The organism is Staphylococcus sp. HMSC34C02, assembly GCF_001838705.1.
Classification (GTDB): Bacteria; Bacillota; Bacilli; order Staphylococcales; family Staphylococcaceae; genus Staphylococcus; species Staphylococcus borealis.
In genome coordinates, this window is record NZ_KV838560.1 from 94,659 (window position 1) to 103,493 (window position 8,835).

Consider the following 8,835-nt stretch of genomic DNA (forward strand, 5'->3'; position numbering starts at 1 on the left):
GGACAACGATTTTAAAAAAATCTGTCCCGCTCCCTGTTCTGCTTTATTAATACTTTCTTAAAAAATTGATTTGTCGATCGTATAATTTATTCGCAATATAAGATTGTACCGTATTCAGAATCTCTTCAATTTCCTGTGTCATATTTGATAATACACGCACGGTAAAGCCATGTGTTGGCAATTGTGTTATACCAAGACGACAATCATATTGCTTCATATAACCTTTAATTGCGTCATACACTTCATCGATTAACTTTTGCGTCACGTCAGGATGAATAAAATAGGCTGAACCTAAATGTGTGTAATGCTCCATATAACCAATCGAACTAATCTCTGTTTCACTTGGATGCATACGCAAATTATCGTAAGTGACGAGTTCATCACCGACGTAAATTTCATTTAATAAATGCATATAATCATATGTGAAATGTTCATCACGCATAGAATAGCCAGGCGTCAAAATATCTGTATAATACATAGATGCCGTTTCATCTAACTTGAATATATTGTGCTGATAGAATTTCGCATGTTCGTAAGCAATAATCGGGTCACCAACATATTCCATATATCCATCTTTCGCTATATGGAATGTTTGATATTGTTCCACACGATCATTCAACGTCTTATAAATCTTCGTAGCACCTTGTGATGTGAGCGTCACTGCTGCGCCTTGATCTACATTGATATTCATTCGATATCGATCGCCATCTAAGTAACCACCGCCCACGTTCACAATATAGAACGTAGGCATCGTTGAATGATTTAAATAGACTGGGCGAATGACTTTTAGCGCTTTTTCAAAGAAGATGTCGCGTGCAACAGAGCGTTTACCATTATTGAATACAGTTAAGTCTAACTGTCCAGTCCAAGGTTGTTCAATAGCTTGTTTCTTGTCTTCAGTCATTAAGCTAGCCCTTTAAGCAATACATCACGTTCAATCCATTCAATTACATTATCTAAGCCATCATCAGTCTTAAGGTTAGTGAATGTGAATGGACGATTTCCTCTAAATGTCTTCGTATCTTCAGCCATTTGGTCTAATGACGCACCAACAAATTCCGCTAAGTCTGTTTTATTAATAACGAAGTAGTCAGATTTAATCATACCTTGACCACCTTTACGTGGAATTTTCTCACCTTGGGCTACATCGATAATATAAATTGAGAAATCTACTAATTCTGGACTGAATGTAGCGGCTAAGTTATCGCCACCAGATTCAATAAATATTAACTCAATGTCGTCATTACGTTCTAATAATTCATCAATCGCAGCAAAATTCATTGAAGCGTCTTCACGGATAGCTGTATGTGGACAGCCACCTGTTTCGACACCAATGATTCTATCTTCAGTTAACACGCCTGTATTGACTAAGATTTTTTGGTCTTCTTTAGTATAAATATCATTTGTGATAACACCGATACTTAATTCTTTAGACAGACGGCGGACTAATTTTTCTACTAATTGTGTTTTACCTGCACCAACAGGACCACCAATACCAATTTTAATTGGATTTGCCATAAATATTACCTCCTATGAAATAAAGATTCTCACATTAACGTTCTCATGTTCCATTTGATTAAGTTCTAATCCTGGTGCTGTCACACCAAAGTCTGATTCGTTCAATGTGAAGATATGTTGACGCGTACGTTCAATATGCGGAATCATATCTGACACAACTTGTTGCCCCGTTGTTTGACCAAGAGGGATTGCACGTACCGCATTCTGAGTTAAACTTGAAACATTTTGATACAAGTAATAATCAATAATCGTTTCGATATCAATGCCTAAATGATGGCCTAACATTGTAAAGCAAATCGCTGGATGTAACTTAGCGCGCTTCTCAGTCATTTGCGTATGGTACCACGTCATCCATTCGCTATCATAAAGTTCCATTGCCAGTTTTGCCATACGTGTGCCCATTTGTTTCGTGCCGACACGTGTTTCGCGAGGCAAACTTTGAACATAGATTAAGCGGTCTAATCTTAATATTTCTTCTGTATCTTCATTTTCTAACGCTTGATAGACAAAACGCATAGCTAAACCGTCTGAGTAGGTTAATTGCTCATTTAAAAATAGCTGTAACCATGCTTTAAACGTCTTAGCATCTTTCACTACATCGCGTTGAATGTATGTTTCTAAACCAAATGAATGACTAAATGCACCTGTAGGAAATTGTGAATCACAGAACTGAAATAATCGAAGATGTGAATGATCAATCATGTGAATGTCCTATATGTCTGAAGGCTTTATTAACTTTACGGTCTTCATGACTATAAGGAATGCCTAATGATTTTAATAAATCTTCGACCAAATAATCATATTGTACAAGCATTTCAGTTTCTGTAAATTGTGCAGGTAAATGACGATTGCCAAGTTGATGTGCGATATCGCCCATTTCTTGTAACGTACGTGGTTTGATAACGAGTAAGTCTTCAGAATTCACATCAACCACAATCATATTTGTTTCGTCTTGATATAAAATATCACCATATTGTAAATCAATAGGTTGTTTTAAACGGATACCAATTTCTGTGCCATGATCTGTTGTCACACGTTGAATACGTCTAACTAAATCAGCGTTTTCTAAATAGACTTTTTCAACGTGTTTTTGTTTATCTTCAGCTGGTAAATTGGCAATGTTTCCTTGAATTTCTTCTATAATCATTAAACGTACCTCCTAGAATAAGAAGTATCTTTGAGTTAACGGTAATTCAGTAGCAGGTTCACTAGTCACTTTTTCGCCATCAACAAATACTTCATAAGTTTGTGGGTCTACATCAAGTTTAGGTGTAGCATCGTTATTCTTCATGTCTTTTTTCGTTAAATTACGAATGCCATGAACAGGTCGAACCATACGTTGTAGGTTTAAGCTACGGTAGATACCACTTTCGAATGCAGTTTTAGACACAAATGTAATGGCAGTATGCTGTAAATTGCCACCATATTGGCCATACATTTTACGATATTTTTGTGGTTCTGATGTTGGAATTGAACCGTTAGCATCGCCATTAACCGCTGCATTAATTAAACCGCCTTTTACAATTAGTTCAGGTTTAACACCGAAGAAGGCTGGTTCCCACATCACTAAATCTGCTAATTTACCACCTTCGATTGAACCAACATAGTCTGAAATACCATGTGTAATTGCAGGATTAATTGTATATTTAGCGATATAACGTTTAATACGGTTGTTATCATTGTATTCTGCATCACCATCTAAGAAACCGCGTTGTTCTTTCATACGGTGAGCGACTTGCCAAGTACGTGTTATCACTTCGCCTACACGTCCCATCGCTTGTGAGTCAGAACTTACCATACTAAAGACGCCCATATCTTGGAGTACATCTTCAGCTGCGATAGTTTCTTTTCTAATACGAGAATCTGCAAAGGCGATATCTTCAGGAATAGATGCGTTTAAGTGATGTGTAATCATTACCATGTCTAAATGTTCGTCGACAGTATTTTGTGTGTAAGGTAATGTTGGGTTGGTAGATGAAGGTAAGATATTAGGATATGATGCGGATTTAATTAAGTCAGGCGCATGTCCACCACCTGCACCTTCAGTATGATACATATGTAAGACACGGCCTTTAACTGCTGCCATTGTATCTTCCATAAATCCAGCTTCATTTAATGTATCAGCGTGAAGGGCAATTTGAACATCGAATTCATCTGCAACGGCTAATGCGTGATCAAGTGCTGATGGTGTTGCACCCCAGTCTTCATGAACTTTCAATCCAATGACACCTGCATGAATTTGTTCAATGAGCGCAGTGTGATTAACAGCTTGACCTTTACCAGTGAAACCAACGTTAATAGGGAGTTGCTCAGCTGCTTCAAGCATGCGATGTATATGCCAAGGGCCAGGGGTTACTGTCGTAGCTTTAGTACCTTCAGATGCACCAGTTCCGCCACCAATGTGTGTAGTGATACCACTTTCAAGTGCTACTTCAGCTTGTTCTGGATTAATAAAGTGAACGTGTGTATCAATACCACCAGCTGTCACAATTTTACCTTCAGCTGAAATAATATCTGTTGTCGCACCAATAATGATATCAATATTATCCATAATATCTGGATTACCTGCTTGGCCAATAGCAAAGATGTAGCCATTTTTAATGCCAATATCTGCTTTAACTACTTTATCGTAATCTATAATAACTGCATTTGTTATAACTAAATCTGCAACATAACGGTCGTCACGTGTCACGTTAGGATTTTGCCCCATACCGTCACGAATTGATTTACCGCCACCGAAAGTGACTTCATCTCCGTAACTTGTATAATCGTGTTCAACTTGAGCAAATAAATTTGTATCACCTAGACGAATTGAATCGCCTGTAGTCGGACCATAAAGACTGGTATATTGAGATTGCGTCATTTTAAAACTCATTAATCTTGTCCTCCTTTTTTATTGACGTTTTCTTCGCCTTCGTCATGAAATACACCGGCGTAGTCATCATTCTCGTCGGTAGGACGGTAAACGCGACTTTCATCAATTTTGCCATTCACTAAACCACGGAAACCATATATATTACGATGGCCTACATATTCAACAAGTTGCACTTTTTTCTCGTCTCCTGGTTCGAAACGTACGGCTGCACCAGCGGGGATATCTAAGTGTTTGCCATAAGCTTTTTCACGTTCAAAATTTAATGCTTTATTAGCTTCAAAGAAGTGGAAGTGAGAACCAACTTGTACTGGACGGTCACCAGTATTTTTAACAACAAGTACCGTTTCCGCGCGTCCTTGATTAATTTCGATTTCAGTATTTTTAACAATAATTTCTCCAGGAATCATACTATTGCCTCCTTAGACGATTGGATGATGGACTGTAATGAGTTTCGTTCCATCTGGAAATGTTGCTTCGATTTCAATTTCTTTGATCATGCTTGCAACACCTTCCATGACATCTTCTTCATTTAGTATTGTTTTGCCATAGCTCATTAATTCGGCTACGGTTTTACCGTCTCTTGCACCTTCAAGTAATTCATCACTGATTAAAGCAAGTGCTTCAGGATGATTTAACTTTAAACCACGTGCTTTACGACGTCTTGCAACTTCTGCAGCTACAACAATCATCAACTTATCTTGTTCACGCTGAGTAAAATGCATATCTATTCCTTCTTTCCATTTGAAAATAAAGTTCGTAGTTTTAATGTTAGAACTGTTAAGAATATTGTACAAGCAATATAGTCATACAATTATTTTAAATCCAAACTCTAATTGTATTTCTACATGATTAAATTTTGTAAAAGTATTTTGTAAGTTGTAGTAATAGTGCTAGAATTTAAAAGAATGAAGTGTAATAACAAAAGAGTAAGGTGAGTTTGTGAAGTATATTGATGTTTTTTTCAAAAATATAGCGCAAGTTGTGTTTATGAATAACAAATGGTCAGGGGTACTGATTTTAATTGGTTTGTTTGTGGCTCGATGGGAGATCGGTATAGCGGCTATGATAGGTAGCGTATTAGCGCTCTTATTGGCACCCTTTTTCAATTATAGTGAAGCGGAAATTCAAGATGGCTTAGCAGGGTATAATGCTGTGTTAACGGCTATTGGTTTAGCATTGTTCCTTCAATCTACAATGGTAGCTTGGGTTGTATTGCTGATTGCGACCATTTTAACGTTGCCTATGGGGGCGGCCATTAGAGAATGGTTAAAGCCATTTGGTGTACCTATGCTAACATTTCCATTTGTATTGATGACGTGGTTAGTGTTAGCAATGACGACACAATTTTCGAAATTAAAAGTGACAATTGATATATTGCCACAACAAGTAAAACATCCAGATATTAGTCATAATCATATCAGTTGGCTAAGTGGTATTACTACGAACTTCAGTGAAATCTTTCTAGTGACGTCTATACTGGGAAGTGTGTTAATTATAATAGGCATCTTTGTGGGATCAATCAAAGGTGGTATATACGCCATCATTTCCAGTATCTTAGCTGTTATCTTTATTGTGGCACTTGGTGGTGACTATCCATCTATTACGAATGGTTTATATGGCTATAACGCTATACTTACAGGTATTGCGTTGGGTGCGATATTTACGACGAAATTAAATACGTATATCGCAGTCATTACAGGGTTGTTATTAACTGTAGTAATGCATGGTGCACTCGCAACGTTACTTGCACCAGTAGGATTACCTGTATTTACGGCACCTTTCATATTTGCCACATGGATTGTGATGTTCGCTGGCAAGGCATCAGTTGAAGAAACAAATTAAATGTTATAATAAAAAAACCATCAACCGACCAGGTATTCTGGTCGGTTGATGGTTGTTATGAAGTAAGGCACTATTTATTTGCAGAATCTAATAATTTTTTCTTTAAATCTTTACGTTCAAAGTCAAGAGAATAGGGATCGTTTAACCAATACACACCCTCGTCAACTTTAAATGTTTGTCCTTTTTTAACTGCGTCTGTATTTTTCCAAACATCTTTATTTTCGAATGAAAGGTCAGCCCCTTTAGCAACAGGTGTTACGACATAATCACCAGCCATTTCTGGAATTTGTTCCGCAGAAATATCAGCTAAATCTTCTTTTTTAGTTGCACTTTCAACTTTACTTGGCATTTTTAGACCGAATGAATCGTAAAGTACTTCGCTACCGTGACCATAAGTTTTACCTAAAACATAGATTTTTTTATCGAAATCTTTGATGATTGAGACAGTAGCGTCTTCACCAATGGCATCCTTAATTTCTTTACCATCATCTTTGGTTTTATCTTCCCATTGATCTACCCATTTTTGCGCTTTATCTTCTTTACCGATAATTTTACCTAATTCTAAATGTTGTTCTTTATAATCATGCTTCATATAATCAAATGCGACAGTAGGTGCGATTTTTTTCAATTTTTTCAAGTTTTTGTCAGTATTATAAGTAATGATTAAATCTGGTTTCGCTTTAGCTACAGCTTCAACGTTTTCAGGATCAATTTTCTTAACATCTTTAAATTTATCTTTTAATACTGAACTATCATCAACATTTTTAGCGACAGCTTGAATGTTAGCATCAAGTTCTTTTAAACCACCGGCATACGTTGTACCTAAAACAACGATTCGTTTAGGTTCCTTAGGAATTTTAATTTTATCCCCATCGTCAGTTGTATAAGATTTAGTATCTTCTTTAGCATCATTAGAACGATTATTATCGCTATTATTACCACAAGCAGCTAAGGCTAAAATAAATACTAACGCTACAGCAAATAATTTTCTCAAAACATCCATCTCCTTTTATATGTATAATGCAATTATATAGGAAATTAAAATGAAGCAAAAGGTGAAATAGAATGACATTAGATAGTCACGATAAAATTGCGATAGTGCTCATCATAGTATTTGTATTTATTAGTACATTTTCAATGCCGGAAATTTACGAATTAATATTAAAGAGCATTATTGTTCTAGCCATTGTAGTTAATTTAGTTATGAAATTCATTGAAAAGCGTAAAAACAAATAATTTAATATTAAATAAAATTAATGTCATGTAAAAATTACGTTAAGCTATAAATGATATGTTATATATAGTATAAAAATGTTATATAATATTCAGTGATCGGCATAAAATCACTTTGTTATATAAAGGAGTAAATGCATGACTAAGAAATATTTGTTGAGTGTATTCACAGTTGTTCTCGCCATTGTTTTATGTGCATGTCAATCGACATCACACACGCAAGATAAAAAAGCGCAACAAGCATCGCAAAATAAAGAAGCAAACATGTATGCGAAAAAGAAAAATTCTGGACAAGAAGATTGGGTTGAATATAAAGGTGATGTGGCGCATGTCTTTTTTCATCCGTTAATTACAGATCCTAAGATCGCGTTCACTGGTGAAGCAAATCAAGCAAAAGGTAATAATGATTGGATGATTACTGTTGATGAATTTAAACGTTCACTTGATGAGTTATATCAACATCATTACATATTAATTGATCCACATGATGCCTATGATTTTAATTCTAAACCTATTAAGAAGAAAACATTAAAGCTGCCTAAAGGAAAGAAACCATTAATTTTATCCATTGATGATATGAATTACTATGATTATATGAGAGGAAACGGCTATGCAGACCGCTTAGTCTTAGACAAATCTAATCACGTTGTATCTGAAACAAAAGGTAAAGATGGGAAAGTAACACAAAGTGAAACGAATGATATCGTTCCGATTCTAAATCGCTTTGTGAAAGATCATCCCGATTTCTCACTGAATGGACAAAAGGGTGTCGTTGGTTTGACAGGATATAACGGTGTACTTGGATATCGTACCAATGAGTTAGACAGCAAAGATTATCATGAGCGAAAAGAACAAGCAATCAAAGTTGCAAACGCAATGAAACGTGACGGTTGGACATTTGCAAGTCATTCTTGGGGGCACATTGATTTTGCCAATAGTTCATATGATCGTATTGTGAAAGATACCGAACGTTGGAAGAAAGAAGTCACACCAATCATTGGACAAACAGATTTATTTATTTTCCCTCATGGCGCGCAAGATAGGGGCTCTGCAGGTTATCAATATCTAGAGCATAAAGCTGGTTTCAAATATTTAGCGGGCGTAGGTCCTAATAACTTTACTGATATCGGTGAGTATAGTGTATATCAAGATCGTGTTGCTATCGATGGTTTGAATCTTTATGACTTTAAATACAAGTTGAAACCATTTGTAGACCCTGACAAGGTTTATAGCAAAGAAGATCGTAGTTATTTTAAAGGTGACAAAGCGTATAAATAATCAGAAGTCACAGGCACATGACTCATCGCTATGACAAATGACAGCGAAATGAGCATGGGACATAAATAATATGATGATGCTATTTTGCA

At 36.1% G+C, this 8,835-nt stretch carries 11 protein-coding genes; 3 read left to right on the forward strand and 8 right to left on the reverse strand.

Translation table 11 applies throughout. From position 1 onward, the window contains the following. Window positions 1-46: 46 nt before the first annotated feature. The 7 genes from HMPREF3239_RS02170 to HMPREF3239_RS02200 are packed head-to-tail and all read right to left on the reverse strand — an operon-like array spanning window position 47 to window position 5,115. Window positions 47-904, reverse strand: coding sequence for an urease accessory protein UreD (locus HMPREF3239_RS02170; RefSeq protein ID WP_070854560.1), 858 nt, complete (start codon window positions 902-904; stop codon window positions 47-49). Next, window positions 904-1,518 (reverse strand): urease accessory protein UreG, encoded by a 615-nt coding sequence (ureG, locus tag HMPREF3239_RS02175; protein ID WP_070854561.1) that lies wholly within the window; start codon window positions 1,516-1,518, stop codon window positions 904-906. Before ureG ends, HMPREF3239_RS02170 begins: the two co-directional genes overlap by 1 nt. A gap of 12 nt (window positions 1,519-1,530) precedes the next feature. Beyond that, window positions 1,531-2,220, reverse strand: a complete 690-nt coding sequence (locus HMPREF3239_RS02180; RefSeq protein ID WP_053030036.1) for an urease accessory protein UreF — start codon at window positions 2,218-2,220, stop codon at window positions 1,531-1,533. Continuing rightward, on the reverse strand, window positions 2,213-2,665 hold the full coding sequence (gene ureE / locus HMPREF3239_RS02185) for an urease accessory protein UreE (RefSeq protein WP_070854562.1): 453 nt from the start codon (window positions 2,663-2,665) through the stop codon (window positions 2,213-2,215). Before ureE ends, HMPREF3239_RS02180 begins: the two co-directional genes overlap by 8 nt. Window positions 2,666-2,677: 12 nt before the next feature. After that, entirely contained in the window at window positions 2,678-4,393 is a 1,716-nt protein-coding gene (ureC, locus tag HMPREF3239_RS02190; RefSeq protein ID WP_070854563.1) for an urease subunit alpha, read from the reverse strand. Next, window positions 4,393-4,800 (reverse strand): urease subunit beta, encoded by a 408-nt coding sequence (locus HMPREF3239_RS02195; RefSeq protein ID WP_053030033.1) that lies wholly within the window; start codon window positions 4,798-4,800, stop codon window positions 4,393-4,395. Before HMPREF3239_RS02195 ends, ureC begins: the two co-directional genes overlap by 1 nt. 12 nt (window positions 4,801-4,812) lie before the next feature. Further along, window positions 4,813-5,115, reverse strand: a complete 303-nt coding sequence (locus HMPREF3239_RS02200; RefSeq protein ID WP_053030032.1) for an urease subunit gamma — start codon at window positions 5,113-5,115, stop codon at window positions 4,813-4,815. A 217-nt stretch (window positions 5,116-5,332) separates the two neighbouring features. Between HMPREF3239_RS02200 and yut the strand changes: the two genes are divergently transcribed. Beyond that, on the forward strand, window positions 5,333-6,235 hold the full coding sequence (gene yut / locus HMPREF3239_RS02205) for an urea transporter (RefSeq protein ID WP_070854564.1): 903 nt from the start codon (window positions 5,333-5,335) through the stop codon (window positions 6,233-6,235). 70 nt (window positions 6,236-6,305) lie between these two features. Here the strand turns inward: yut and HMPREF3239_RS02210 are convergent, their stop codons facing one another. Further along, window positions 6,306-7,229, reverse strand: coding sequence for an ABC transporter substrate-binding protein (locus tag HMPREF3239_RS02210; protein WP_053030030.1), 924 nt, complete (start codon window positions 7,227-7,229; stop codon window positions 6,306-6,308). A gap of 71 nt (window positions 7,230-7,300) precedes the next feature. Between HMPREF3239_RS02210 and HMPREF3239_RS12410 the strand changes: the two genes are divergently transcribed. Beyond that, entirely contained in the window at window positions 7,301-7,471 is a 171-nt protein-coding gene (locus HMPREF3239_RS12410) for a hypothetical protein (RefSeq protein ID WP_154392021.1), read from the forward strand. A 135-nt stretch (window positions 7,472-7,606) separates the two neighbouring features. Further along, window positions 7,607-8,746 (forward strand): polysaccharide deacetylase family protein, encoded by a 1,140-nt coding sequence (locus HMPREF3239_RS02215; RefSeq protein ID WP_053030029.1) that lies wholly within the window; start codon window positions 7,607-7,609, stop codon window positions 8,744-8,746. Window positions 8,747-8,835 lie beyond the last annotated feature (89 nt).